This window comes from Mycobacterium sp. RTGN6 (genome assembly GCF_033804605.1).
In the GTDB taxonomy this organism is placed as follows: domain Bacteria; phylum Actinomycetota; class Actinomycetes; order Mycobacteriales; family Mycobacteriaceae; genus Mycobacterium.
The window spans coordinates 328,415-352,716 of record NZ_JAPZKZ010000007.1; the positions used below are offsets into that span (position 1 = coordinate 328,415).

Genomic DNA, 24,302 nt, shown 5'->3' on the forward strand with positions numbered 1-24,302 from the left:
GGGTTGCCTAGCCCCCAGTGACGCCGATGGGGGATGATCGGACACGTGACTGAAGCCGAGACTCGACCGGTCGACTCCGAGTGGGCCTCCGCCAGCACCGCACCGGAGGCGCCACCCGCCACCACGTCCGACGTGGCCGACCCGGGGTTGCCCGAGGACCGGTATCTGAACCGAGAGCTGAGCTGGCTGGACTTCAATGCCCGCGTCCTTGCGCTGGCCGCGGATCCGTCACTCGCCCTGCTGGAACGTGCCAAGTTCCTGGCCATCTTCGCCTCGAACCTCGACGAGTTCTACATGGTGCGCGTCGCCGGGCTGAAGCGCCGCGACGAGATGGGACTGTCCGTTCGGTCGGCCGACGGCCTTTCGCCCCGCGAGCAGCTACGGCGCATCGGCGAGCGCACGCAGCAGCTCGCCACCCGCCACGCCAAGGTGTTCGGCGACCTCGTCCGGCCCGAGCTCGCCGCGCAGGGCATCGTCATCGTCACGTGGAACGAACTCGACGAGGCCGAACGCGAGCGGCTATCGATCCTCTTCCACGAGCAGGTGTTCCCCGTACTGACGCCGCTCGCCGTCGATCCCGCGCATCCGTTCCCGTTCGTGAGCGGGCTGAGCCTGAACCTCGCGGTCACCGTTCGTCAGCCCGATGACGGGACCCAGCACTTCGCCCGAATCAAGGTGCCCGACAACGTTGATCGGTTCGTCGAGTTGCGTCCACGCGACGACGACGAGGGCCGGGTGCGCTTCCTGCCGATGGAAGAGCTCATCGCCGCGTTCCTCGGGGTGCTCTTCCCCGGCCTGGACATCGCGGAACACCACGCCTTCCGGATCACCCGCAACGCCGACATGGAAGTCGAGGAGGACCGCGACGAGGACCTGCTGCAGGCGCTCGAGCGGGAGTTGGCGCGCCGTAGGTTCGGCTCCCCGGTGCGGCTCGAGGTGGCCGACGACATGACCGAGAACATGCTCGAGTTGCTGCTGCGCGAACTCGACGTGCACCCGGGCGACGTCGTCGAGGTGCCCGGGCTACTCGACCTCTCGTCGCTGTGGCAGATCTACGGCGTCGACCGACCCGAGCTGAAGGATCCGCCGTTCGTCCCGGCCACCCCGCCCGCGTTCGGCGAACGCGAAACTCCCAAGAGCATCTTCGCGCATCTGCGCGACGGCGACGTGCTGGTGCACCATCCCTATGACTCGTTCTCGACGACGGTGCAGCGCTTCATCGAGCAGGCCGCCGCCGATCCCAACGTGCTCGCCATCAAGCAGACCCTGTACCGCACGTCGGGTGACTCGCCGATCGTCAACGCGCTCATCGACGCCGCGGAAGCGGGCAAGCAGGTCGTGGCGCTCGTGGAGATCAAGGCGCGCTTCGACGAACAGGCCAACATCAAGTGGGCGCGCGCATTGGAACAGGCGGGCGTGCACGTGGTGTACGGATTGATCGGACTGAAGACGCACTGCAAGACGTGCCTCGTAGTGCGCCGGGAGGGTTCGACGATCCGGCGGTACTGCCACATCGGGACGGGCAACTACAACCCGAAGACGGCGCGGCTCTACGAAGACGTGGGCCTGTTGACGGCGTCGCCCGACATCGGTGCTGACCTCACTGACCTCTTCAACTCCCTGACGGGATACTCCCGCAAGGTGTCCTACCGCAACCTGCTCGTCGCGCCGCACGGAGTGCGCAAGGGAATCATCGAGCGCATCGACCGCGAGATCGCCGCCAAACGCGAAGGCGCCGACGCGCAAATCCGCATGAAGGCCAACGCCTTGGTCGACGAGCAGGTGATCGACGCGCTGTACCGCGCATCGCAGGCCGGTGTTCGCGTCGAGGTGGTGGTACGCGGCATCTGTGCACTGCGCCCCGGCGCGCCCGGGTTCTCCGAGAACATCACGGTGCGCTCGATTCTCGGCCGCTTCCTCGAACACTCGCGAATTATTCACTTCCGCGCCATCAACGAGTTCTGGATAGGCAGCGCCGACATGATGCATCGTAATCTCGACCGCCGCGTCGAGGTGATGGCACAGGTCAAGGATCGACGACTGACCGAGCAGCTGAACGACGTGTTCGAGTCGGCCATGGATCCTGCGACCAGGTGCTGGGAACTCGGCCCCGACGGTCACTGGACGGCGGCGCCGCAGGAAGGCCACACGGTGCGCGACCACCAGGTGTCGTTGATGGACCGGCACCGGCATCCCTGACGCCGGCCGGGCTGGACGGGTACTGGCCCGAATGACCTGCAGGAGTTGAGGTGCCGAAGAAAGCTCCACCGAGCACGCCGAGCGCTGCGATCGCCGCAGCGGGTGCCGTGCTGTGGCGGGCCGCCGGCGACTCGGCCAACCCCCTCGTTGCGCTAGTGCACAGGCCGCGGTACGACGACTGGTCGTTGCCGAAGGGCAAGGTCGATCCGGGCGAGACCGAGCCCGTCACCGCGGTGCGGGAGATCGAGGAGGAGACCGGATTCGCTTGCGAACTCGGTCGGCGGCTCAGCTCGGTCAGCTACCCCGTCGAGGCCGGAACCAAGAAGGTGCGCTACTGGGCGGCCCGCGCACTCGGCGGGGAGTTCACCGCCAATTCGGAGGTCGACGAACTCGTTTGGCTGCCCGTCCAGGACGCGATGAAACGGCTTCAGTACCCACACGACCGGAAGGTCTTGCGTCGCTTCGCCAAACTTCCCGCCGACACCCGCACCGTGCTGATCGTCCGGCACGGCACTGCGGGCACCAAGACCCGCTACAAGGGTGACGACGCCAAGCGGCCGCTCGACAAACGCGGGCGCGCTCAAGCCGAGTCGTTGGTAGGGCAGTTGTTGGCGTTCGGCGCCAGCACCGTGCACGCCGCCCCGAGGGTGCGCTGTCATCAGACGGTCGGGCCGCTCGCCGAGGAGCTCGGCGTCACCATCGCCGACGAGCCGACGCTGACGGAGGAGGCCTACGCCGACGACCGGCGCGCCGCACGCCACCGGGTGCTCGACATCGCCAAGGCCGATGGCACGCCGGTGATCTGCACGCAGGGCAAGGTGATTCCCGAGCTCATCGCGTGGTGGTGTGACCGCAGCGGCGTACGTCCGGACAAGTCACGAAACCGCAAGGGCAGCACGTGGGTGTTGTCGCTGAGCGGCGATGAGCTGGTGGCCGCCGACCACATCGGCAGCCCGCTGGCTCTGGTCTTCTAGGAAGCCTCCTAGCGCCGCCGAGCCGTCACGCAGACGCGCCGTGGGTCAGTAGACCCACGGCGCGTCTTGTATCGGAACTGATTCCGATACCGACTGCTACTTGCGACCCTTCTTGGCCGGTGCCTTCTTGGCCGGCGCCTTCTTGGCGGGGGCCTTGCTGGCGGCCTTCTTGACTACGGCTTTCTTGACGACGGCCTTCTTGACCGCAGCCTTCTTGGCGGCGGGGGCCTTCTTGGCCGCCACCTTCTTGACGACGGCCTTGCGAACGACGGCCTTCTTGACGGCCTTCTTCACCGCAGCCTTCTTCACCGCAGCTTTCACCACGGCCTTCTTCGCGGCGGGGGCCTTCTTGGCGGCGACCTTCTTGACGACTGCCTTGCGAACGACGGCCTTCTTGACTGCCTTCTTCACGGCGGCCTTGCGAGCCGGTGTCGCCGTTGAGCCACGCTTCACAGCAGGTCCTTCCGCCGGGAGACGCTGTGCGCCAGACACAACCGCCTTGAACTGAGCGCCGGGCCGGAAGGCCGGAACCGACGTGGGCTTGACCTTGACGGTCTCGCCGGTGCGCGGGTTGCGCGCGACACGGGCGGCGCGGCGACGCTGTTCGAATACGCCGAAGCCCGTAATGGTGACGCTGTCGCCCTTGTGGACGGCACGCACGATGGTGTCGACGACGTTCTCGACGGCGGCTGTCGCCTGCCGCCGATCAGTGCCCAGTTTGTCCGTGAGGACGTCAATGAGCTCCGCTTTGTTCATTCAAAAAACCTCCGAAGCGAGCGGTCCTGGATGGACCGACTAGAGGACACGGTAAACCCACACACCGCTGATTTCCAAGAGCCACGCCCAATTTCAAGCGTAGCTAGCGAACATTTCGGCAATCTGGTTGCCCCACAAAGGCGGTGGTACGCCAGTCTCAGAACCGGCTCGCGGGGGCGCGATTTCGGCGTTCCGAGCCCCTCGGCGACCCTGCGTCAGGCGGGCAGGGTGCGCGGCTTCCAGGTCGGCCTGCGCTGCTCGTAATCCGTGATGTCGTCCTGTTTACGCAGCGTAAGGCCTATATCGTCCAGACCCTCGAGCAGTCGCCATGCGGTGTAGTCGTCAATCGTGAACGGCAACAGCACCGTTCCGGCGGCGATGTTCCGATCTTGCAGATTCACAGTGATTTCCAACCCTGGATGCTGCTCGATGAGCTTCCAGAGCAGTTCCACATCGTCTTGTGCGACTTCGGCCGCCAGCAGCCCCGCCTTGCCCGCATTCCCGCGGAAGATGTCGGCGAACCGCGACGAGATGACGACCCGGAATCCGAAGTCCATGAGCGCCCACACGGCGTGCTCGCGGGAGGAACCGGTGCCGAAATCTGGGCCGGCAACCAACACCGAGCCCTTGTCGAAGGGTGCGAGATTCAAGACGAACGACGGATCGTTGCGCCAGGCCGCGAAGAGGCCGTCCTCGAAACCCGTTCGGGTGACCCGCTTCAGATACACCGCCGGGATGATCTGGTCGGTGTCGACGTTGGACCGGCGCAGCGGGACGCCGATGCCCGTGTGGGTGGTGAACGCTTGCATGTCGGGCTCCTAGCGGCTTTTGGCGGGTAGATCGGCTGGCGAGGACAGGGTGCCGCGCACCGCCGTCGCGGCGGCCACGGCAGGCGAAACCAGGTGGGTCCGTCCGCCCTTGCCCTGGCGCCCCTCGAAGTTTCGGTTGGACGTCGACGCGCACCGCTCGCCGGGCGCCAGCTGGTCGGGATTCATGCCGAGGCACATCGAGCACCCCGCCTGGCGCCACTCGGCGCCCGCGGCGGTGAAGATCTCGCCCAGCCCTTCGGATTCGGCCTGTGCCCTGACTCGCATCGAGCCGGGCACGACGAGCATCCGCACCCCGTCGGCGATCCTGCGGTCACGCAGTACGTCGGCGACCACGCGCAGATCCTCGATGCGGCCGTTGGTGCAGGAGCCGACGAAGACGGTATCGACGGCGACGTCGCGCATCGCGGTGCCGGGCTCCAGATCCATGTAGGTCAACGCCTTCTCGGCCGCCTGCCGCTGCCCGTCGTCGAGCATCAACTCGGGGTCGGGCACCGAATCAGCCAGCGGCACACCCTGACCCGGGTTGGTGCCCCAGGTGACGAAGGGGCTCAACGTCGCCGCGTCGAGGTAGACCTCGGTGTCGAACTCAGCGCCGTCGTCGGTGCGCAGTCGGCTCCAGGCCGCGACGGCGGCATCCCAATCCGCGCCCGTCGGGGCGTGCGGCCGGCCGCGGAGATAGGAGAACGTCGTCTCGTCCGGCGCCACCATGCCGGCGCGGGCGCCCGCTTCGATGCTCATGTTGCAGATGGTCATCCGACCCTCCATCGACAGCGCTTCGATGGCGCTGCCGCGGTATTCGATGACGTAGCCCTGCCCGCCGCCGGTGCCGATCTTCGCGATGACCGCCAAGATGACGTCCTTCGCGCTGACACCGGGCGGCAGCACGCCGTCGACGTTGACCGCCATCGTCTTGAACGGCCGCAGCGGCAATGTCTGGGTGGCGAGCACGTGCTCGACCTCCGACGTGCCGATGCCCATCGCGATCGCACCGAACGCGCCGTGGGTCGACGTGTGGCTGTCGCCGCACACGACCGTCATGCCCGGCTGGGTGAGTCCGAGTTGCGGCCCGATGATGTGGACGATGCCCTGTTCGGCGTCGCCCATCTGGTGCAGCCGGATTCCGAACTCCTCGCAATTGCGTCGCAGGGTCTCCACCTGTACGCGCGACACGGGGTCGGCGATCGGCTTGTCGATGTCGACTGTCGGGACGTTGTGGTCCTCGGTCGCGATCGTCAGGTCGGGTCGGCGGACGGGTCGACCGGCCAGTCGCAGTCCGTCGAAGGCCTGCGGGCTGGTGACCTCGTGGATGAGGTGCAGGTCGATGTAGATGAGGTCCGGCTCTCGGGAAGCGCCCTCGCCTGCGCCGGTGGCCACGACGTGGTCGGCCCAAACCTTCTCTGCCATGGTGCGGGGTGTGTCGGTCATGACGTTCTTCCTTCGGCGAGCCGCAGGTGCCGGGCTGGCAATCTCACTATGCGGGACGCTAGTATCTACCTGTGAGACAGGATAGCGGCATTGGCGTGCTCGACAAAGCGGTGGGTGTACTGCACACCGTCGCCGAGTCGCCCTGCGGGCTCGCCGAACTGTGCGAGCGAACGGGGCTGCCGCGCGCCACTGCTCATCGGCTCGCCGCTGGGCTCGAGGTGCACCGGTTGCTGGCCCGCGACGCGGAGGGCCGCTGGCGGCTCGGCCCTGGGCTCACCGAGCTCGCCGGCCACGTCAGCGATCCGCTGTTGGCGGCGGGGGTCGCCGTGCTACCCCGCCTGCGTGAGATCACCGGCGAGAGCGTGCAACTGTATCGACGAGAGGGCACCAGCCGCGTCTGCATCGTCGCGCTCGAGCCGCCCGCCGGGCTCCGCGACACCGTGCCGGTCGGCACTCGCCTACCGATGACGGCGGGCTCCGGCGCCAAGGTGCTGTTGGCGTACAGCGACGCGGCCACCCAGCAAGCGGTGCTGCCGACCGCCAAGTTCACCGACCGGACGTTGGCGGAGGTACGCAAGCGCGGATGGGCGCAGAGTGCCGCGGAGCGCGAGCCAGGGGTGGCGAGCGTGTCGGCACCGGTGCGCGACGGGCGCGGGACGGTTATCGCCGCGGTGTCGGTGTCGGGTCCCATCGACCGGATGGGCCGCAGGCCCGGGGCGCGGTGGGCTGCGGACCTATTGGCGGCGGCCGACGCGTTGGCCCGACGGCTCTGAACGGCCGATGGCCGTGGTGCTCGAGTGTGATTCTGTAGCCCGAAAGCGAAAAGGCTCTGAACCCGTGGCCGGGTTCAGAGCCGATGCGTACCCCCGATGGGATTCGAACCCACGCTACCGCCGTGAGAGGGCGGCGTCCTAGGCCGCTAGACGACGGGGGCTAGAACTATTTCCGGTTGGCCAGCATATCTCAGCCGAGATTGCCGACCTAATCACTAGATTTGGCTGGGGTACCAGGACTCGAACCTAGAATGGCGGTACCAGAAACCGCTGTGTTGCCAATTACACCATACCCCATTGGCCACCTATAACCGCTGGTCACAGGACTTTCCGGGACTGGACGGGCGCTTGGCCGAAGCACCGCTCGCCGTTCCCGGGCCGACAGGCAGACTACCAAAGATTTCGGCGCGGTTTTTCACGCCTGGGTCGGCGCGGCCGCAGCGTGCTCGCGTCCCGCGCGCAGCCGGGCCAGGCTGCGTTCGCGCCCGAGCAACGCCAGCGACTCGAACAGCGGTGGGCTGACGGACGCTCCCGTCACCGCCACGCGGATCGGTCCGAACGCCTTGCGGGGCTTGAGCTCGAGCCGGTCGAGCAGCGCGGCCTTCAGTGCGTCTTCGATGCCGGTGGTGGTCCACTCGGCGACGTCGCCGAGCGCGGTAACCGCTGCGTCCAACACACCGACGGCGTCGGCACGCAACTCCTTGGCCGCGGACTTCTCGTCGAGCGCAAACGAGCGATCGTCGAGGAACTTCAACAACTCCCACGCGTCGCCGAGCACGACGATTCGCGTCTGCACCAGCTTCGCCGCCTCGGCGAACCCACCGTCGTCGAGCCCGGTGTCGAACCCATGGGCGGCGAAGTAGTCGCGAAGGCGCCCGACGAAGTCGTCCTCGCCGAGCAGCCTGATGTGCTCGGCGTTGAGCGCATCGGCCTTCTTCTGGTCGAAGCGCGCCGGATTGGAGTTGACGTCCTTGACGTCGAACGCAGCGACCATCTCGTCGAGGCTGAACACGTCGTGGTCGTCGGCGATGCCCCAACCCAGCAGCGCCAGGTAGTTCAGCAGCCCCTCCGGGATGATCCCGCGGTCGCGATGCAGGAACAGGTTCGACTGCGGGTCACGCTTGGAGAGCTTCTTGTTGCCGTCGCCGAGCACGCTTGGCAGGTGGGCGAATTCGGGCACCCAATCGGCGACGCCGATGCGGATCAGGGCCTGATACAGCGCGATCTGCCGCGGCGTGGACGGCATGATGTCCTCCCCGCGAAGCACGTGCGTGATCTTCATCAGCGCGTCGTCAACGGGATTGACCAAGGTGTACAACGGATCTCCGTTGCCACGGGTGATCGCGAAGTCGGGCACCGAACCCGCGGCGAACGTCACCGGCCCGCGCACCAGGTCGTTCCACGTCAGGTCCTCGTCCGGCATTCGCAGTCGCAACACGGCGTTGCGGCCCTGCGCTGCGAACTCGGCACGCTGCGCGTCGGTGAGTGTGCGGTCGTAGTTGTCGTAGCCCAGCTTGGGATTTCGGCCCGCCGCCACGTGCCGGGCCTCGACCTCTTCCGGAGTCGAATACGCCTCGTACACCTCCCCCGCGTCGAGCAGCCGGGCGATGACGTCGCGGTACAGCTCACCGCGTTCGGACTGCCGGTACGGAGCGAACGGACCACCCACCTCGGGCCCCTCGTCCCAGTCCAGCCCGAGCCACCCCAACGCATCCAGCAGCGCCGCATAGCTTTCCGCGCTGTCCCGAGCGGCGTCGGTGTCCTCGATGCGAAAGACGAACGCGCCGCCGGTGTGTCGCGCGTAGGCCCAGTTGAACAAGGCCGTACGGATCAACCCGACGTGCGGAGTGCCCGTCGGAGACGGACAGAAACGAACTCGTACCATCACTTCCCCTTGCGCACTACGGGATTGGTCAGCGTGCCGATTCCCTCGATGGTGATGCTGACGATGTCGCCATCCTCGATGGGACCAACACCCTCGGGCGTTCCGGTCAGGATCAGATCACCCGGCAACAGCGTCATGACCGCCGACACCCATTCGACGATCGCGCCGACGTCGTGAATCATCAGCGACGTCCGGCTCAGTTGGCGCACCGCGCCGTTGACCTCCGTGCGCAGTTCGAGGTCGGACGGATCGATGGACGTGTCGATCCACGGCCCCACCGGGCAGAACGTGTCGTGACCCTTGGCCCGCATCCACTGGCCGTCCTTCTTCTGCTGATCGCGCGCCGAGACGTCGTTGGCGATGGTGTAGCCCAGGATGTTCTCGGCGGCCCGCGATGCGGGTACGTCCTTGCACGGACGGCCGATCACCACCGCGAGTTCCCCTTCGTGGTGCACGGGGTGAGCGTCGGCGGGCAGCTGGATCGGGATGTTGGGGCCGATGATCGCCGTGTTGGGCTTCAGGAAGATCACGGGATCCTCTGGGGCGACGCCGCCCATCTCCTCGGCGTGTGCGGCGTAGTTCTTGCCCATGCAGACGACCTTGCTGGCCAGGATCGGCGCGAGCAGCCGGACGTCGGCCAGCGGCCACGACCGGCCGGTGAACTCCGGTGTGCCGAAGGGATGCTCGGAGATCTCCCGGGCCACGGCGTCGGAGGGGTCGTCGATCGACCCCTCGACGCTCACGAAGGCGACACCATCGGGACTCGCGATTCGGCCAAGGCGCATGGTCATACCCTAGTTGTCACGCCGCACCCGACGGTCCACCAGGGTCCGGTGTGCCGATGTCTCAGTATTTGAGATATTCGTTCACATCATGGGAATCGCGTGGGACGATGGGGCGATGGACACGTCGTCGATCGGCACCGCACGGCGCTGGTCGATGTTGGTCATCGCCCTGACCGCGACCTTGTGCGCCAACGTGTTCATCAACGGCGTCGCGTTCCTCATTCCGACGCTGCACGCAGAACGCGGACTCGACCTGGCCGAAGCCGGGCTGATGTCGTCGCTGCCGAGCTTCGGCATGGTGGTCACGCTCATCGCGTGGGGATGGGTGGTCGATCGCGTCGGCGAGCGCCTCGTACTCGCAGTTGGCTCCGCCCTGACCGCGGCGGCGGCGTTTGCCGCCGCGGCCGCAGACTCCCTGGTCGCCATCGGCGTCTTCCTCGTCCTCGGTGGCATGGCCGCGGCGAGCAGCAACTCGGCCAGCGGACGGCTGGTGGTCGGTTGGTTTCCCCCACATCAGCGGGGCGTCACCATGGGCATCCGTCAGACCGCGCAGCCGTTGGGAGTCGGCTTGGGCGCGTTGGTGATTCCGCGGCTCGCCGAGCACAGCGGAATCGCCGCCGCGTTGCTCTTCCCCGCAATCGTGTGCGCCGCGGCCGCCGTGATCAGTGCGGTCGGCGTGCTCGACCCGCCGCGTCCGCCGCGCGCCGAGGCGCCTGCCGAACACCTGGCCAATCCGTATCGGGGCGCGTCGACGCTGTGGCGAATCCATGCGGTCTCCGTGCTGCTGGTCGTGCCGCAGTGCGTGGTCTGGACGTTCACCCTGGTGTGGCTGATGACCGACCGCGGGTGGTCGGCCGCCGCGGCAGGCGGCCTTGTCACGTTCGCTCAGGTGCTCGGCGCCGCCGGTCGGATCGCGGCGGGACGCTGGTCGGATCGGGTGGGCTCGCGGCTGCGCCCCGTGCGCACCATCGCCTTGGCGGCGGCGCTGTCGATGGGCCTGCTGGCCGTCACCGACGCATTCGACTCCCCCTTGTCCATCGCCGTACTGGTCGTGGCGTCGGTGGTGACGGTGAGCGACAACGGCTTGGCGTTCACCGCGATCGCCGAACTGGCCGGGCCGTTCTGGAGTGGCCGGGCGCTGGGCACCCAGAACACCAGCCAGCTGCTCACCGCCGGAATCGTGCCGCCGGTGTTCGGCGCACTGATCACCGCTTTCGGGTATCCGTTGGCCTTCGCGGTGTGCGCCCTGTTGCCGCTCATCGCGCTGCCGCTGGTACCGGTCGATGCCGATCCCATGGCGAACTCGGAGCGCTGAGCGGCCGCGACCGCATCACAATGCGCTACCAATCTCGCGGCGGTGTGCCAGAGTTCACGGCAAACAATTTCGAACGGGAGGTTTCCGATGGTGCGACGACTTTTCGGGGCGGTGGTGTTGGCTTTTGCAGCCGTGGCAACCGTGGCGGCGTGTTCGTTCGGCAGCCTCTCGATCGACAAGGACAAGGTCGCCCAGGAGGTCTCCGACCAGCTCGAAGGCGAGGTCGGGCGCGCGCCGGAATCGGTGACCTGTCCCGAGGACCTCAAGGGTGAGGTCGGCGCAACCATGCGCTGCGAGCTCGAGGATGCCGGGGTCACCTACGGCGTGGAGGTCAAGGTCACCAAGGTCGACGGAAACGACGTGAAGTTCGACATCAAGGTCGACGACGAGCCGCAGTAGCGCCGCTCCCCATCAACCCGCTTCGAGATTGTCGGCACAGCGCGTCAGCAGGTCGGCCAACTGGCGCCGGCCCGCCCGCGTGAGTCCTTCGACCATCGACGTCTCGATGGCGAGGACGGCGTCGTGACTCGCCGCCAGACTCTTGCGCCCCGCCGACGTCAGCGCCAGTGCGGTCGCCCGACCGCGTGACGCGGACGCTCTGATGAGCCCAGCGGATCGCAGGCTGCCGAGCACGTCCTGCAGTGACTGACGCGTCACGAAGCACAGCCGGGCCAGTTCCGACGCCGATGCCTCCGGGTGGTCGGCCAGCGCCCGCAACACCGCGTACTGCGCCATCGACAGGCCGGTCGGCCGCAGCGCGGCATCGCATCGACGGCGCAGCGCCTGCTGGACGCGCTTCACCAGATACCCGGCACCGAGTTCGACTTCCGGTTGAGACATGACAGGAACCTTACAACGCGCTACGTTGGACTATGTAAGGAACCTGACAAGGAGCAAGTCATGACCACGATCGTCGAATACGCCCCCTACGCAACGCTGATCAACGTCTTCACCGTCGCCCCCGACCGGGCCGCCGAACTCGCGGCGCTGTTGACCAACGCGACCGAAGACGTCATGCAGCACCTACCCGGCTTCCGGTCGGCGAACATTCACCTCAGCACCGACGGGACCCACGTCGTCAACTACGCCCAATGGGACAGCGCCCAGGCATTTGAGGCCATGCAGGCCAATCCCGAGGCGCAGCTACACATGCGGGCGGCCGCCGAACTGGCCGACGGTTTCGATCCGCACTTCTACACCGTCGAATCGGTGCACGCGAAAAGCTAGCATCCGTCGCCCCGCCGGCGAGCGCGCGAGATCGACACGAGGGTCGTTCCGCCGCGAATTTAACGACCCTGGTGCAGATCTCGACGACAACAGCCACGTGCTAGTCGACTGCTCAGCGGAGGAGCACCGGCCGCCGAAAGCCCTAGAGCAGCCCGATGATTCGATCGCCGACCTGGCTCGTCGACAGCTTCGCGTCGCCACGGGTGGCTAGGTGCTGCTCGACCGCTTCGTCCACGCGCGCCGCGGCTGCGTCCTCGCCGACGTGGGCGAGCAACATGGCCACGGACATGACGGCAGCAGTCGGATCGGCGATGCCCTGCCCGGCGATGTCGGGTGCGCTGCCATGGACGGGTTCGAACATGGACGGGTTCGTGCGCGTGGCGTCGATGTTGCCGCTGGCGGCCAGCCCGATGCCACCGGACACGGCGGCGGCGAGGTCGGTGATGATGTCGCCGAACAGGTTGTCGGTGACGATGACGTCGAAGCGGCCCGGGTCGGTGACCATGTGGATGGTGGCCGCGTCGATGTGCTGATAGGCCACCTCGACGTCACCGAAGTCCTTGCCGACCTCGGCGACGGTGCGCGACCAGAGGGTGCCCGCGAATGTCAGCACGTTCGTCTTGTGCACCAGCGTTAGGTGCTTGCGGCGCTTGGCCGCCCGCGTGAACGCGTCGCGCACGACGCGCTGCACGCCGAACGCGGTGTTGAGGCTGACCTCGGTGGCGACCTCGTGGGGCGTGCCGACGCGGATGGCGCCGCCGGTGCCCGTATACGGGCCCTCGGTGCCCTCCCGGACGACGACGAAGTCGATGTCGGGATTGCCTGCGAGCGGGCTGTTCACACCCGGGTACAGCCGCGACGGGCGCAGGTTGACGTGATGGTCGAGCTGGAACCGCAGCGTGAGCAGTAGCCCCCGCTCCAGCACGCCGCTGGGCACGGACGGATCACCTATGGCGCCCAACAGGATTGCGTCGTATGCGCGCAACTCGTCGACGACGCCGTCGGGCAGCGTCTCCCCCGTCGCGTGGTAGCGCCGGGCACCGAGGTCGTACTCGGTGCGCTCGACGCCGGGCAACACGGCGTCGAGCACCTTCAGGGCCTGCTCGATGACCTCGGGTCCGATGCCGTCGCCGGCGATGACGGCCAGTTTCACGACAGGTCCACCAGTTCCAGCGTCACGGCGCCGACATCGGTGCCGATGGCGTCCAGTACGTCGGTGGGCACTTGTCGGTCGAGCCGCAGCATGATGGTGGCGCCCTCGCCGTCGGCGTCCTGGCTGAGTTGGGCGGCCAGGATGTTGACGCCCGAGGCGCCGAGCACGGTGCCGATCTTGCCGAGCGCACCCGGCTGGTCGCCGTAGTTGATGATCAGGTTGACGCCCTCGGCACGCAGATCGAGGTTGCGGCCGTTGATCTGGACGATCTTCTGCACCTGCTGCGGACCGGACAGCGTGCCAGCCACGTTGACGGTTGTTCCGTCGGCGGCCACGGCGCGGACGTCGACGACGCTGCGGTGGTTCGGGCTCTCCGACGCGGTGTGGATGGAGGCCTCGACGCCGCGTTCCGCCGCCAGCGCCGGCGCGTTGACGAACGTGACCTGATCTTCGATCACGGCGGAGAACAAGCCGCGCAGGGCCGAAAGGCGCAGCACCCCAACCTCTTCGGCAGCAAGCTCGCCACGCACCTGAACCGACAGCGTGGTCGGCAGTTCGGCCGACAATGCGCCGACGAGCAGCCCGAGCTTACGCACCAAGTCCAGCCACGGCGCAACCTCTTCGCCGACGACTCCCCCGCCGACGTTGACGGCGTCCGGCACGAACTCGCCCGCCAGGGCCAGCCGGACACTGGCCGCGACGTCGGTGCCCGCACGGTCCTGCGCCTCTTCCGTCGACGCGCCGAGGTGAGGAGTCACCACCACCTGCGGCAGTTCGAACAGCGGGCTGTCGGTGCACGGTTCGGTCGAGAACACGTCGAGCCCCGCGCCGCGCACGTGACCGCTGAGCACGGCGTCGGCGAGCGCCTGCTCGTCGATCAGCCCTCCGCGGGCGGCGTTGACGATGATCACGCCAGGCTTGGTCTTGGCCAACGCCTCCTTGCCGATCAGCCCGGCGGTCTCCTTGGTCTTCGGGAGGTGCACGGAGATGAAGTCGGCGGCCAGCAGAAGTTCGTCGAGCGTCAGGAGCTCGATGCCGAGCTGAGCCGCGCGCGCCGCAGACACGTAGGGGTCGTAGGCGACGATGTGGGCGCCGAACGCCGCCAGCCGCTGGGCGACCAGCTGGCCGATCCGGCCGAGGCCGACCACGCCCACGATCTTGCCGAAGATCTCGGTGCCCGAGAACGACGACCGCTTCCAGGTGCGTTCGCGCAGCGTCGCGTCGGCGGCCGGGATCTGACGCGCGGCGGCCAGCAAGAGTGCAAGCGCGTGCTCGGCGGCGCTGTGGATGTTCGACGTCGGCGCGTTGACCACCAGGACCCCGCGGGCCGTCGCCGCGTCGACGTCGACGTTGTCGAGGCCGACGCCCGCACGGGCCACGATCTTCAGCTTGGGGGCCGCCGCCAGCACCTCGGCGTCCACGGTGGTCGCGGAACGCACCAGCAGCGCGTCGGCTTCTCCTACCGCGGCCAGCAACTTTTCTCGATCCGGGCCATCAACCCAGCGGACTTCTACCTGGTCACCAAGGGCGGCGACGGTCGATTCAGCGAGTTTGTCGGCAATGAGTACGACGGGGAGGCTCACGCGGTCAGCCTAATGGGCTGTAATTGCGAGGTGGACGTCACCGTCGTCGGCAGCGGACCCAACGGGTTGGCAGCCGCCGTGATCTGTGCCAGAGCGGGTCTGTCGGTGCGGGTCGTCGAGGCGCAGCCGACCGCAGGCGGGGGTGCGCGCACCGCGGTCGACCCCGAGTTCCCGGGAGTTCGCCACGACGTCTGCTCGGCGGTGCACCCGCTTGGCGTCGTCTCCCCCTTCTTCGCCGAGTTCGACCTGGCGGCCCGCGGGGTCGAGCTGGTGGCGCCGGAAGTGTCGTACGCCAACCCGCTGCCGGGCAGACCGGCGGCGGTCGGCTATCGCTCACTGGAACGGACGTGCGCCGAGCTCGACGACGGCGCCTCGTGGCGGCGGCTGTTCGGCCCACTCACCGAACACGCCGACGGCGTGGTCGGCTTCTTCCTCGGCGACAAACGGTCGCTGCCTCCGGAGCTGGTGACCACCGTGCGCACCGGGCTGCGAGTGTTGGCCCAGGGCAGCCCGGCCTGGGGACTGCTCCGCGGCGAGGACGCCCGTGCCCTGTTCACCGGCGTTGGCGTGCATGCCATTTCGCGGATGCCGTCGCCGGTGAACAGTGGGGCCGGCCTGATGCTCGGCACGGTCGCGCACACGGCGGGCTGGCCGGTGCCGGTCGGTGGCACGCAGACGATCGCCGATGCGTTGATCGCCGATCTCGTGGCCCACGGCGGCGAGCTGGTGCTCGGCCAACCGGTCACGACGCCGCCCGACGGGGTGGCGATCTACGACACCTCGCCGACTGCACTGCTGAACATCTACGGCCACGCCGTGCCCGATCGATATGCAAAGGCGTTGCACCACTACCGATTCGGGCCCGGCGTCTGCAAGGTCGACTTCGTGCTGTCCGGCGACATTCCATGGTCCGACGAGCGCGTCGGGCAGGCGCCGACGGTGCACATGGGTGGGAGCCGGGCACAGATGGCGCTGGCCGAGCGGGAGATCGCGGCCGGTCGTCACGCCGAGTGGCCGATGGTGCTGGCGTCGTTGCCGCACCTGGCCGACCCGTCTCGCATCGACGATCAGGGCCGCAGACCACTGTGGACCTACGCGCACGTGCCCGCGAACTCCACCGCCGACCTCACCGAGACGGTGACGGCGATGTTCGAACGTGTCGCCCCCGGCTTCCGGGACCTGGTGGTCGCGGCGAGATGCGTGCCCGCGGCCCGAATGTCGGACCACAACGCCAATTACGTCGGCGGCGACATCATCGTCGGCGGGGCGACGCTGTTCGCCGCGATGGTCGGCCCGACCCTGCGGCTCAACCCGTGGACAACGCCCATTCCCAGGGCCTACCTCTGCTCGTCGGCGACTCCGCCCGGCACGGGGGTGCACGGCATGGCCGGCTTCTACGCGGCCCGCACCGTGCTGCGTCGCGAGTTCGGCATCAAACAGCTGCCATCGCTCGCCCCTTGACGCGATTTCGGCGAGGATCTCAAGGAGCCAACGTCGCCTCGCCGGCCGGGGGGGCTGCCGGGCCGACCGGAGGCGGCGGCATCCACAGTGTCATTGACGGGCCACCGAAATCCGGCGGTGTGGGTTGCCTCTCGGCCTCTTCAGCGGGCGGAGCTATGCACTCCCCAGAGTAAGGTGCAAACTCTCCGCCGCTGGCATCGCAGCAATGTGCTTTCTCGCTATACCATTGGCCGTTGGTGATTTCGTCAGCTTGCCAAGCATCGTTTGCGGCCTGGATGCAGTCGTCATAAAACCCGATATCCCACTCTCGGGGTGCGGCGGACACGACTGCAGTATCTCCGAATGCGCTGCTGCTGAATGTGGCCCCTGCCGCGAGCAGAGTGGCGAGCGCGAGGCGGTGCAAGTAGGTGGATGTACGGGGTGTCATAAGTGCTCCCTGCGTTCGGCGCATGTGGCCCGACGCAAAATCCCCGAACTCGACGAAGGTCACCACGACTGGTGTTGGATACGGCTAACTATCCGCCTATTAGCTGGCCATGTCCGGCGAATCAGCCTCTCAGCTTGACGCGATTCCGGCGTTTTGGTGATCGGGCCGTCGACACAGCTCATCAGGTCGCGTGCCTCTTGTCGGTCACCTCGATGGGATGGCCGATCAGGCAGCGGGATTCGCCACGCAGCACGTGTTGTCGACCTGACCGGCGCCGCTGAACGAAATCGGCGCGCCAACAGTCTCTGAAGACTGTTGACGCGCCGAAGTCAGTTACAGATCAAGCAGTTTCGGTGATCGGCCGATCGACCCAGCTCATCAGGTCGCGCAGCTTCTTGCCGGTGACCTCGATGGGGTGCTCGGCGTTCTCCTTGCGCAGCTTCTCGAGCCGCTTGTTGCCGCCCTCGACGTTGGCGACGAGCTCCTTGACGAAGCTGCCGTCCTGAATGTCCTTGAGGATGGCGCGCATCCGCTCCTTGGTGTCGGCGTCGATCACGCGGGGCCCGGACAGGTAGCCGCCGAACTCCGCGGTGTCCGACACCGAGTAGTTCATCCGCGCGATGCCACCCTCGTACATCAGGTCGACGATCAGCTTCAGCTCGTGCAGCACCTCGAAGTAGGCCAGCTCGGGGGCGTAGCCCGCCTCGACCATGACCTCGAAGCCGGTCTTGACCAGTTCCTCTGTGCCACCGCACAACACGGCCTGCTCACCGAACAGGTCCGTCTCGGTCTCGTCCTTGAAGGTGGTCTTGATGACGCCAGCCCGGGCGCCGCCGATGCCCTTGGCGTATGACAGCGCCAGCGCCTGGCCCTCACCGGTCGGGTCCTGCTCGACGGCGATCAGGCAGGGCACGCCCTTGCCATCGACGAACTGGCGGCGCACCAGGTGGCCGGGACCCTTCGGGGCAACCATGCCGATGGTGACGTTGGCCGGCGGCTTGATCAGGCCGAAGTGGATGTTCAGCCCGTGGCCGAAGAACAGCGCATTGCCGGCCTCCAGGTTCGGCTCGATGTCGTTCTTGAAGATCTCCGCCTGCGCCGTGTCGGGTGCCAGCAGCATGATGACGTCGGCCCACTTCGCGACCTCGGCGGGCGTATCGACCTCAAGGCCCTGCTCGGTGACCTTCTCGCGGGACTTGGAGCCCTCCTTGAGGCCGACCTTCACCTCGACGCCCGAGTCGCGCAGGCTCAGCGAGTGCGCATGGCCCTGGCTGCCGTAGCCGATGACGCCGACCTTGCGTCCCTGAATGATCGACAGATCTGCGTCGTCGTCGTAGAACATCTCAACTGCCACTTGAATTTCCTTCTCTGTGTGCGTATTTCGTCAAAACTTGTTTATTTGGCAGTGACGATGCCGCGGGGTCCGCGGGCCAACGTCACCATTCCGGACTGAGCGATCTCCCGGATGCCGTACGGCTCGAGCAGGTTCAGCAGCGCCGTCAGCTTGCCGGGCGTGCCGGTGGCCTCCACGACCAACGACTCCGCCGACACGTCGACCACCTTGGCGCGGAACAGGTTCACGGCCTCGATGATCTGACCGCGGGTCGTCGCATCGGCCCGCACCTTGATGAGCGCGAGCTCCCGCGACACCGAGTTGTCCTCGTCCTGCTCGACGATCTTGATCACGTTGATGAGCTTGTTGAGCTGCTTGGTGATCTGCTCGAGCGGAAAGTCCTCCACCGCCACCACGATGGTCATGCGCGACAGGTGCTTCTGCTCGGTGGCCCCGACCGCGAGCGACTGGATGTTGAAGCCGCGGCGCGAGAACAGCGATGCGACGCGGGCCAGCACGCCGGGCTTGTCCTCGACGAGCACCGACAGCGTGTGGGTGGTGATCGTCATCAGGCGTGCCCCTCGGACTCGTCGTCGAACAGCGGCCGAATACCCTTGGCGGCCTGGATCTCGTCGTTGCTGGTGCCCGCGGCCACCATCGGCCACACCTGGGCGTCGGCACCGACGATGAAGTCGATCACCACCGGACGATCGTTGATCGCCCGCGCCTGGTTGATGACGTCCTCGACGTCTTCGGCACGCTCACAACGCAATCCGACGCATCCCAGCGCCTCGGCCAGCTTGAGGAAGTCCGGAATGCGGTGGCTGTGAGTGGACAGTCCCGTCTGGCTGTAGCGACCCTCGTAGAACAGCGTCTGCCACTGCCGCACCATGCCCAGATTGCCGTTGTTGATGACGGCGACCTTGATGGGCGCACCCTCGACGGAGCAGGTGGCCAGCTCCTGGTTGGTCATCTGGAAGCAGCCGTCGCCGTCGATCGCCCACACCTCGGCCTCGGGTCGGCCGAACTTGGCGCCCATCGCGGCGGGCACCGCGTAGCCCATGGTGCCGAGCCCGCCGGAGTTCAGCCACGTCTTGGGGTTCTCGTACTTGATGAACTGCGCGGCCCACATCTGGTGCTGCCCAACGCCTGCCACGTACACCGCGTCCGGCCCGGCGATCCGGCCCAGCGTCTCGATGACGTACTCGGGGCTCAGGCTGCCGTCGCTCTGCGGTCCGTAGCTCAACGGGTAGGTCGCCTGCACGCTGCGCAGGTACTCCCACCAGTTGTCGAGGTTCAGGCTGGCAGAGGAAACGCCATCGCGGCGGAGCGCTTCGAGCAGGTCGGTGATGACGTTCTTCACGTCACCGACGATCGGCACGTCGGCGTTGCGGTTCTTGCCGATCTCGGCGGGGTCGATGTCGGCGTGAATCACCTTGGCCTCTGGCGCGAACGAATCCAGCTTGCCGGTCACCCGGTCGTCGAAGCGGGTGCCCAGCGCGATCAACAGGTCGCTCTTCTGCAGTGCTCCGACGGCCGCCACGGTGCCGTGCATGCCCGGCATGCCCAGGTTCTGCGGATGGCTGTCCGGGAAGGCGCCGCGGGCCATCAGCGTGGTGACGACGGGGATTCCCGTCAGCTGAGCCAGTTCCAGGAGTTCATTCGTCGCCTCCCCGCGGATGACGCCGCCGCCGACGTACAGCACCGGTTTGCGGGCCGCGGCGATCAGCTTGGCGGCCTCGCGGACCTGCCGGCTATGGGGTTTGGTGTTGGGCTTGTAACCGGGCAGGTCGATCTTCGGCGGCCAGCTGAACGTGCACTGCGCCTGCAGCACGTCCTTCGGGATATCAACGAGCACAGCGCCAGGACGTCCACTCTTCGCGATGTGGAATGCCTCGGCCATCACCTGGGCGATGTCGTCACCATTGCGAACCAGGAAGTTGTGCTTGGTGATGGGCATCGTGATGCCCGAGATGTCGGCTTCCTGGAAGGCGTCGGTGCCGATCAGGGCGCGGCCCACCTGTCCGGTGATCGCCACCACGGGGATGGAGTCCATCTGGGCGTCGGCCAGCGGGGTGACGAGGTTCGTGGCGCCGGGACCCGACGTTGCCATCATCACGCCGACCTTGCCGGTGGCATGGGCGTATCCGCTTGCGGCATGACCTGCGCCCTGCTCGTGGCGGACGAGCACGTGGCGGAGCTTCACCGAGTCGAAAAGCGGGTCGTAGACCGGCAGCACGGCGCCGCCGGGGATGCCGAAGATCACCTCGACGTCAAGCTCCTCCAGAGCGCGGATCACCGCTTGGGCGCCGGTGAGCTGTTGCGGGGCAACCTTTCTCGGCTGCGGGGTGGGCGTTTTCGCGACAGCGGGCGTTCCGTTCGGACGGTGCGCCGGCTCCGGTGGTCGCGTCGTGGGTGCGCTCACGGTCTCCCTCGGTCCTTCTTCGTGTCGTTTCGTCGGTTCTCGGGCAACAAAAAACCCCCGTCAGCTTTCGCTGTACGAGGGTGCGCGTCGATGCTCGTAGGCTCAGGCCTGGTTACGCACCGCCGCGCGAACCAATTACTACGAGCAATGCGGTTTCCATAGCAGTCGACGGTAGCCCCCGCACTGGTCAAAGGTCAAATTCCGTTGCGGCACCGACGACGCGGCCACCCAAGCCGGGGCGAACCGCGCGCTCACCCGATGCGAAGATGGCGAGGTGAGCTCCCCCGCCAAGTCGGCCGCACCGGTCGTCATCAAGATCTCGCCGATGGCCCATCTTGCGGTCGGATTCCTCGCGCTCGCCATGCTTGCGCTCGTGCTCGCCCAGCCGACGTGGTTCGCCCCGCTGCTGGCCATCCCAGTCCTCTTGTCGGCCGCGATCATCCGTTACCGCACGGTCGTAGCTCGGGACGAGGTCACCGCCCGAACGCTGCTTGGTAGCACCACGGTGGCCTGGAGCGACGTCGACGGATTGCGCTTCGATCGACGGTCGTGGGCGCTGGCGCGCCGCAAGGACGGTTCGGAGCTGCGGTTGCCGGCCGTGACGTTCGCGACCCTGCCCACCTTGACGGCGGCGACGGGCGGTCGCGTGCCGAATCCCTACGAGTAGGTCGCGGTCAGGCCAACGGGTTGGCGCCGTTGAGGAACACCCACACGGCGACGCCAACGCCGATTCCCAGCAACAGCGCGGCGGCCGACCCGACGAAGGGGCGACGGGCCCAGCCCCGTCCGGCGTCGAACCCGTAGCGGCCCGGACCCGTGAGCACCAGCGCGGCGGCGACGACGATCAGCGTGACCTGGTATTCGTGTCCCTCGGGCAGGAAGAAGGGGAAGTAGCCGGAGTCCGGTTGCGCTGCCACGGCCGCGAGCAGCGAGTTGAGCAGATAAGCCACGGCAGCCGCGGCGGCCAGCGGAGTGAACAGTCCGAGCACCAGTAGGACGCCAGCACCGAGCTGCGCGCCGACCCCGACGTAGGTGAGCACGCCCGCGTGCTGGTAGCCCAGGTCGGCGAGCGACTGCTCGAAACCGTTCAGCCCGGAGCCGCCCCACAGGCCGAAGGCCTTCTGAAGCCCGTGCGCGATGAGCAGCGCACCGAGTCCCACGCGCAACACCATCAGGCCGAGGTCCTGAGTGCCTCGCCTGCCTGCGGCCCGCGCGTGAGTGTCGACGGCGTCAGGCTCGATCTCGGTGGGTTCGACCTGGTAGGCGGAATGTCGACCGCTTGGCTGGACGTAGGGCAGCGGCTCGGGGTCGCCGAGGAGCCCGAAGCCGGACTGCTCCTGGCTGCCCGTCGCGGAGTCATAGCGCGGGATGGCGGTGGTCTCGAAGTCACCGCCGTAGGTCGAAGAGGGCAGGTCGTCATCGGGGTCGACCAGGTGTGCCGACTCTGGCCGCATGGCTGAGCCGTCATGGCCTCCTGGCTTCTGCCACGCGCGCGGGTCGTGAGATGTACTGGTCACCAGACCAGCCTAAGTGCTGTGCACCTGCGAATCGTGGATTGGCGCGGCGCTTTCGCGGCCATGTTCGCGCGGCCTCCACCCGGGGCGGCACGCACCGCCGTGGCGCGCACTCCCAAACGATCCGTAACCTGGCCTGCATGAGACTGCGCCGGCCGATGCGGGGTGTGCTGGTGATCGCGTGTGCCGCGACGTTGGTCGGGTCGGGGTGTGCCCGCTTCAGCGAAGCCCAGTCGGAGCCGTTCACGGAGCCCAAGCAGTACGAAATGGGCCGTAGTTCGACTCCGCCACCGCCGCCGCCACTGCCGGCGAAGCCGTTCCCGAAGGTCTGCCCCGCGCCCGACGTCATGCAGGGCTGCCTGGACAGCACCAGCGGGTTGATCATGGGCCCGGACAGCAAGTCCGCCCTGGTGGCCGAGCGCGTCACCGGGGCCGTCAAGGAGGTCTCGGTGAGCGCCGAGCCCAAGATCAAGACGGTTCTCCCGGTCGATCCGTCGGGAGACGGCGGCCTGATGGACATCGTGCTGTCGCCGACGTACCAGCAGGACCGCCTGATGTTCGCCTACGTCAGCACGCCCACCGACAACCGCGTCATCCGCATCGCCGATGGCGACGTGCCCAAGCCGATCCTCACCGGGATCCCCAAGGGGCCCACCGGGAACATGGGCGCGTTGACCTTCACCAGCCCCACCACCCTGATGGTGCTCACCGGCGACGCGGGCAACCCCGCCCAGGCGACGGATCCGAACTCGATGGCGGGCAAGCTGCTTCGCATCGAGCAGCCCACCACCGTCGATCAGGCCCCGCCGACCACCGCGCTGTCCGGCATGGGTTCCGGCGGCGGGCTGTGCACCGACGGGGCGGACGGCTCGCTCTACGTCACCGACCGCACCCCGACGGGTGACCGGTTGCAGCGCATCACCAAGGACTCGCAGGTGTCGACGGTGTGGACGTGGCCGGACAAGCCCGGCATCGCCGGATGCGCCGTGTCCGAGGGCACGGTGCTGGTCAACCTCGTCAACACCAAGCAGACCGTCGCCGTGCGGTTGGCTCCTGACACGGGCGCGGTCACGGGCGAACCTGAGGTGCTCCGGCAGGACAAGCACGGACACGTCTGGGCGCTGCAGATGTCGCCCGACGGCAACGTCTGGGGTGCGACGGTGAACAAGACCTCCGGTGACGCCGAGAAGCTCGACGACGTGGTGTTCCCGCTCTTCCCGACGGGCGGCTTCCCGCGCAGCAGCGCCGACAACACCTAACCTGCCTCAGGCGTGAGCGGCGAGCCGTTCGCGCGCCTCGGAGGGCGTCACGGTGACCGGACGGGCGGGCGGACCCGCCTTCAGGTGTCGGGCCAGCACCTTGGTAGTCGCGGGCACCAATTGGCGTCCCATCGCCAGCAGCAGCCTTGAGTCGTCGGCGGACATGGCCCGAACCACCGCGCGCGCCATCGGCGCCACCGCGGCGTCCATCGCCGCAGGCTGGTCGAATCCGCCCATGTGGCGCATCCATTTCGGCAGCGTGGCGATGGCCGCGGGCGCCAGAATCCGGCTGCCCGCCCACAACCGAACGCCGCGGTCTCTTGGCGTCCACAACAGGTAGCGCATCGCGCTGTCGGCATGCTCGGACGTGCACAGCTTGGGCCGGACGTCGGCGAAGTATTGGCGCACTTCGGCTCTCGAGGCAGGCACGTCGGACGGCTTGCACGTCTGCAGTTCCGCGGCGATGCGCGACTCCGCCCAGTACCGCTGCTCCTCGGCAGGCGAAAGCGGACCGGGCCCATAGCGTTCGTAGCACTTGAGCACCGAATGCCAACCGGTGACGTGGATCCAGAGTTGGGCGTCGGGGTTGTTGGCGCTGTAGCGGGCGCCGCTGATCGGCTCGACGCCCTTGGCCTTGGCGTGTACTCGCATGAGTGCGTCGGATACCCCGACCGCGGTGCGCCCGTCGGCGACGGCGACCGTCAGGAAGTACGCCAACGTACGGTCGAGGCGGCCGGTCGGATCCGAGTAGATGCCCGCGCTGTCGGCGACCGCAGCGGCAAGGAACGGGTCGAAGTGCTCCAGCACCACCGAGCGCTGGAACCCGATCAGCGCGGTCGGCGACGCCCAGACCTTCCAGCTGGGCGAACCGGGTCCGAAGAACCCGTAGTCGTCTTGACGAATGGGTGCCGTCGTCTCCCACATGGCCGTTCACCTCCGCTTTCGGACCAATACAACGCCACCGTAGCAATTGTGGAC

At 67.5% G+C, this 24,302-nt stretch carries 22 protein-coding genes and 2 tRNA genes; 9 read left to right on the plus strand and 15 right to left on the minus strand.

Annotated features, from left to right (window positions below):
- Positions 1 to 45: 45 nt before the first annotated feature.
- Positions 46 to 2,199 (plus strand): RNA degradosome polyphosphate kinase, encoded by a 2,154-nt coding sequence (locus tag SLQ33_RS19420; protein ID WP_413467662.1) that lies wholly within the window; start codon positions 46 to 48, stop codon positions 2,197 to 2,199.
- A gap of 50 nt (positions 2,200 to 2,249) precedes the next feature.
- Positions 2,250 to 3,173 (plus strand): NUDIX hydrolase, encoded by a 924-nt coding sequence (locus SLQ33_RS19425; protein ID WP_319455485.1) that lies wholly within the window; start codon positions 2,250 to 2,252, stop codon positions 3,171 to 3,173.
- 96 nt (positions 3,174 to 3,269) lie between these two features.
- Here SLQ33_RS19425 and SLQ33_RS19430 read toward each other — a convergent pair whose 3' ends face one another.
- From SLQ33_RS19430 to leuC, 3 genes are all read right to left on the minus strand, one after another.
- Positions 3,270 to 3,929: an HU family DNA-binding protein gene (locus tag SLQ33_RS19430; protein ID WP_319455486.1), complete on the minus strand. Its 660-nt coding sequence runs from the start codon at positions 3,927 to 3,929 to the stop codon at positions 3,270 to 3,272.
- Positions 3,930 to 4,144: 215 nt separating this feature from the next.
- Positions 4,145 to 4,738 (minus strand): 3-isopropylmalate dehydratase small subunit, encoded by a 594-nt coding sequence (gene leuD / locus SLQ33_RS19435; protein ID WP_319455487.1) that lies wholly within the window; start codon positions 4,736 to 4,738, stop codon positions 4,145 to 4,147.
- 9 nt (positions 4,739 to 4,747) lie between these two features.
- The gene (gene leuC / locus SLQ33_RS19440; RefSeq protein ID WP_319455488.1) at positions 4,748 to 6,184 is read right to left on the minus strand and encodes a 3-isopropylmalate dehydratase large subunit; all 1,437 of its coding nucleotides are present in this window, start codon (positions 6,182 to 6,184) and stop codon (positions 4,748 to 4,750) included.
- A 71-nt stretch (positions 6,185 to 6,255) separates the two neighbouring features.
- Between leuC and SLQ33_RS19445 the strand changes: the two genes are divergently transcribed.
- The gene (locus SLQ33_RS19445; protein WP_319455489.1) at positions 6,256 to 6,957 is read left to right on the plus strand and encodes an IclR family transcriptional regulator; all 702 of its coding nucleotides are present in this window, start codon (positions 6,256 to 6,258) and stop codon (positions 6,955 to 6,957) included.
- Between the two features lie 88 nt (positions 6,958 to 7,045).
- Here SLQ33_RS19445 and SLQ33_RS19450 read toward each other — a convergent pair.
- The 4 genes from SLQ33_RS19450 to SLQ33_RS19465 all read right to left on the minus strand — a co-directional run bounded on the left by SLQ33_RS19450 (position 7,046) and on the right by SLQ33_RS19465 (position 9,627).
- Positions 7,046 to 7,118: transfer RNA gene (locus tag SLQ33_RS19450), tRNA-Glu, on the minus strand.
- Between the two features lie 61 nt (positions 7,119 to 7,179).
- Positions 7,180 to 7,254: transfer RNA gene (locus SLQ33_RS19455), tRNA-Gln, on the minus strand.
- 118 nt (positions 7,255 to 7,372) lie between these two features.
- Complete coding sequence (gene gltX, locus SLQ33_RS19460; RefSeq protein ID WP_319455490.1) at positions 7,373 to 8,842, minus strand: glutamate--tRNA ligase; 1,470 nt, start codon at positions 8,840 to 8,842, stop codon at positions 7,373 to 7,375.
- Positions 8,842 to 9,627: a fumarylacetoacetate hydrolase family protein gene (locus SLQ33_RS19465; protein WP_319455491.1), complete on the minus strand. Its 786-nt coding sequence runs from the start codon at positions 9,625 to 9,627 to the stop codon at positions 8,842 to 8,844. Before SLQ33_RS19465 ends, gltX begins: the two co-directional genes overlap by 1 nt.
- Positions 9,628 to 9,742: 115 nt before the next feature.
- Between SLQ33_RS19465 and SLQ33_RS19470 the strand changes: the two genes are divergently transcribed.
- Both SLQ33_RS19470 and SLQ33_RS19475 read left to right on the plus strand, forming a co-directional pair.
- Complete coding sequence (locus SLQ33_RS19470) at positions 9,743 to 10,942, plus strand: MFS transporter (protein ID WP_319455564.1); 1,200 nt, start codon at positions 9,743 to 9,745, stop codon at positions 10,940 to 10,942.
- Positions 10,943 to 11,029: 87 nt separating this feature from the next.
- Entirely contained in the window at positions 11,030 to 11,341 is a 312-nt protein-coding gene (locus SLQ33_RS19475) for a DUF4333 domain-containing protein (RefSeq protein ID WP_319455492.1), read from the plus strand.
- A 12-nt stretch (positions 11,342 to 11,353) separates the two neighbouring features.
- Here the strand turns inward: SLQ33_RS19475 and SLQ33_RS19480 are convergent, their stop codons facing one another.
- The gene (locus tag SLQ33_RS19480) at positions 11,354 to 11,782 is read right to left on the minus strand and encodes a MarR family winged helix-turn-helix transcriptional regulator (RefSeq protein WP_319455493.1); all 429 of its coding nucleotides are present in this window, start codon (positions 11,780 to 11,782) and stop codon (positions 11,354 to 11,356) included.
- A 60-nt stretch (positions 11,783 to 11,842) separates the two neighbouring features.
- Here SLQ33_RS19480 and SLQ33_RS19485 point away from each other — a divergent pair, with 60 nt between their 5' ends.
- The gene (locus SLQ33_RS19485; RefSeq protein ID WP_319455494.1) at positions 11,843 to 12,169 is read left to right on the plus strand and encodes an antibiotic biosynthesis monooxygenase family protein; all 327 of its coding nucleotides are present in this window, start codon (positions 11,843 to 11,845) and stop codon (positions 12,167 to 12,169) included.
- Between the two features lie 142 nt (positions 12,170 to 12,311).
- Here the strand turns inward: SLQ33_RS19485 and SLQ33_RS19490 are convergent, their stop codons facing one another.
- On the minus strand, positions 12,312 to 13,322 hold the full coding sequence (locus SLQ33_RS19490; RefSeq protein ID WP_319455495.1) for a 3-isopropylmalate dehydrogenase: 1,011 nt from the start codon (positions 13,320 to 13,322) through the stop codon (positions 12,312 to 12,314).
- Positions 13,319 to 14,905, minus strand: coding sequence for a phosphoglycerate dehydrogenase (gene serA, locus SLQ33_RS19495; RefSeq protein WP_319455496.1), 1,587 nt, complete (start codon positions 14,903 to 14,905; stop codon positions 13,319 to 13,321). The genes SLQ33_RS19490 and serA overlap by 4 nt, the downstream gene beginning before the upstream one ends.
- Before the next feature lie 30 nt (positions 14,906 to 14,935).
- Here serA and SLQ33_RS19500 point away from each other — a divergent pair, with 30 nt between their 5' ends.
- Positions 14,936 to 16,366 (plus strand): NAD(P)/FAD-dependent oxidoreductase, encoded by a 1,431-nt coding sequence (locus SLQ33_RS19500; RefSeq protein ID WP_319455497.1) that lies wholly within the window; start codon positions 14,936 to 14,938, stop codon positions 16,364 to 16,366.
- Between the two features lie 767 nt (positions 16,367 to 17,133).
- Here the strand turns inward: SLQ33_RS19500 and ilvC are convergent.
- Genes ilvC through SLQ33_RS19515 form a run of 3 tightly spaced genes read right to left on the minus strand, consistent with a single transcriptional unit; the run spans position 17,134 to position 20,551 of the window.
- Positions 17,134 to 18,135 (minus strand): ketol-acid reductoisomerase, encoded by a 1,002-nt coding sequence (gene ilvC / locus SLQ33_RS19505; protein WP_319455565.1) that lies wholly within the window; start codon positions 18,133 to 18,135, stop codon positions 17,134 to 17,136.
- Positions 18,136 to 18,188: 53 nt separating this feature from the next.
- Positions 18,189 to 18,695 carry an acetolactate synthase small subunit gene (gene ilvN / locus SLQ33_RS19510; protein WP_319455498.1) on the minus strand — a complete coding sequence of 169 codons (507 nt, stop codon included), beginning with the start codon at positions 18,693 to 18,695 and terminating at the stop codon, positions 18,189 to 18,191.
- Positions 18,695 to 20,551 (minus strand): acetolactate synthase large subunit, encoded by a 1,857-nt coding sequence (locus tag SLQ33_RS19515; protein WP_319455499.1) that lies wholly within the window; start codon positions 20,549 to 20,551, stop codon positions 18,695 to 18,697. Before SLQ33_RS19515 ends, ilvN begins: the two co-directional genes overlap by 1 nt.
- Positions 20,552 to 20,876: 325 nt before the next feature.
- On the opposite strand from SLQ33_RS19515, the gene SLQ33_RS19520 reads away from it, so the two are divergent.
- Positions 20,877 to 21,218, plus strand: a complete 342-nt coding sequence (locus tag SLQ33_RS19520) for a PH domain-containing protein (RefSeq protein WP_319455566.1) — start codon at positions 20,877 to 20,879, stop codon at positions 21,216 to 21,218.
- A 7-nt stretch (positions 21,219 to 21,225) separates the two neighbouring features.
- Here SLQ33_RS19520 and SLQ33_RS19525 read toward each other — a convergent pair whose 3' ends face one another.
- The gene (locus SLQ33_RS19525; protein ID WP_319455500.1) at positions 21,226 to 22,068 is read right to left on the minus strand and encodes a DoxX family protein; all 843 of its coding nucleotides are present in this window, start codon (positions 22,066 to 22,068) and stop codon (positions 21,226 to 21,228) included.
- A 137-nt stretch (positions 22,069 to 22,205) separates the two neighbouring features.
- Here SLQ33_RS19525 and SLQ33_RS19530 point away from each other — a divergent pair, with 137 nt between their 5' ends.
- Positions 22,206 to 23,324: a PQQ-dependent sugar dehydrogenase gene (locus tag SLQ33_RS19530; protein WP_319455501.1), complete on the plus strand. Its 1,119-nt coding sequence runs from the start codon at positions 22,206 to 22,208 to the stop codon at positions 23,322 to 23,324.
- A gap of 6 nt (positions 23,325 to 23,330) precedes the next feature.
- On the opposite strand, the gene SLQ33_RS19535 is transcribed toward SLQ33_RS19530, so the two are convergent.
- Complete coding sequence (locus SLQ33_RS19535; RefSeq protein WP_319455502.1) at positions 23,331 to 24,248, minus strand: oxygenase MpaB family protein; 918 nt, start codon at positions 24,246 to 24,248, stop codon at positions 23,331 to 23,333.
- Positions 24,249 to 24,302: the final 54 nt, after the last annotated feature.